The sequence below is a fragment of the bacterium genome (genome assembly GCA_016873475.1).
GTDB lineage: Bacteria > Krumholzibacteriota > Krumholzibacteriia > JACNKJ01 > JACNKJ01 > VGXI01.
The window spans coordinates 1-1,684 of sequence record VGXI01000404.1; the positions used below are offsets into that span (position 1 = coordinate 1).

Annotated in this window: 2 protein-coding genes; one reads left to right on the forward strand and one right to left on the reverse strand. The window is 69.5% G+C overall.

Annotation, left to right across the window (positions count from 1 at the left end; translation table 11 throughout):
- Positions 1 to 1,152: insulinase family protein (locus tag FJ251_16185; GenBank protein MBM4119239.1), on the reverse strand; the 1,152-nt coding region annotated here is incomplete at its 3' end.
- 95 nt (positions 1,153 to 1,247) lie between these two features.
- Here FJ251_16185 and amrS point away from each other — a divergent pair.
- On the forward strand, positions 1,248 to 1,684 hold a 437-nt coding region (gene amrS / locus FJ251_16190; GenBank protein ID MBM4119240.1), incomplete at its 3' end, for an AmmeMemoRadiSam system radical SAM enzyme.

Below are 1,684 nucleotides of genomic sequence, written 5' to 3' on the forward strand. Positions count from 1 at the left end.
CCCCGGCCGGCGCAGGAAGCGGCCCTCGTAGCCGACCATGGCCAGATCGAGCTCGGCCGCGGTGACGCCCTTGGCGAGCACCCCGGCGAGGACGGCGTCGATCTCGGTCTCGAGGCGGGCCAGCGGCACGCCGGGCCGGGCGGTGGCGTCGATCATGAAAAGGCTGCACAGTTCGCGGCGGTCGACGCTGACCTCCAGCTCCTGGGCGATCTGCAGATCGTAGACCAGCCGCTGGTAGAGGCGCGAGGTCTTGCCGGTGCCGAGCACGGCCGCGAGCAGCTCGAACTCGGCGTCCCCAGGCTGGAAGTTGCCCGGGATGTGCCAGGCCAGCCACAGGCGCGGCAGCTCGACGGCGTCCTCGGCGACGAGACGCCGCTCGCCGTCCAGGCGCGGCACCCAGGTCTCGAGGCGATCCACGGCGGGGCCGCTCGGGATGCCCCCGAAGTACTTCTCGATGAGCGCCTTCGCCCGGGCGGGATCGAAGTCGCCGGCCACGGCCAGGGAGGCGTTGTTCGGCGCGTAGTAGCGACGGAAGAAGTCGGAGACGTCCGCGAGCGAGGCCGCCGAGAGGTCCTCCATGCTGCCGATCACGGTCCAGGAGTAAGGGTGCTCCGCCGGGTAGAGCAGTCCCGGCAGCAGGTCCCAAGCCTTGGCGTAGGGCTCGTTCTCTCCCTGCCGCTTCTCGTTCTTCACGACGTCCTTCTGATTGGCCAGCTTCTCGTCGGTCATCGCAGGGAGCAGGTAGCCCATCCGGTCGGCCTCGAGGAAGAGCGCGAGCTCGAGCTGATCGCTCGGCACGTTCTCCCAATAGTTCGTGCGATCCTCGGTCGTCGAGCCGTTGACCTGGCCGCCGGCCTTCTCCAAGGGCAGGAAGTAGTCGTCGTCGTAGTGCTGGGAGCCCTGGAACATCATGTGCTCGAAGAGGTGGGCGAAGCCGGTGCGGCCGGGCCGCTCGTTCTTCGAGCCGACGTGGTACCAGACGTTGACGCCGACGATCGGCGTACTGCGGTCGACGTGCAGGATGACGTCGAGCCCGTTCGGCAGCTCGTAGTGCTCGAACTCGAGCGGGGGCAACTGGGCAGCGAGACCGGCGATGGCCAGGCCGCCGAGCAGCACGGCGGCGCTCGCCGCCAGGAGCAGGGCTGTGCGCATGAAGAAGCCTCCGGTTCCCCGATTGGCGAGAAGATGCACCGACGCCCCCGCGAAGGCAAGGTTGCGCCGGCCCTGGGCTGCCCTATACTGAGGCCGTGGACGATACCGCCTTCACAGCGCGGCACTGGCAGCCTCGCGACGACGGCCGCCTCGAGTGCACGCTCTGCCCGCACCGCTGCCGGCTCGCAGACGGTCAGCGCGGCTTCTGCTTCGTGCGCCTGCGCAGGGGCGAGCGGCTGGTGCTGGACACCTACGGCCGCTCGAGCGGCTTCTGTGTGGACCCGATCGAGAAGAAGCCCCTCTACCACTTCCTGCCCGGCACGCCCGTGCTCTCCTTCGGCACGGCCGGCTGCAACCTCTCCTGCCGTTTCTGCCAGAACTGGGAGCTGAGCAAGGCGCGCGCGACGGACATCCTCGCCGCGGCGGCGACCCCCGCAGCGATCGCCGCCGCCGCGGCCGCGCTGGACTGCCGCAGCGTGGCCTTCACCTACAACGATCCCGTGATCTTCCTCGAGTACGCCGTGGACGTCGC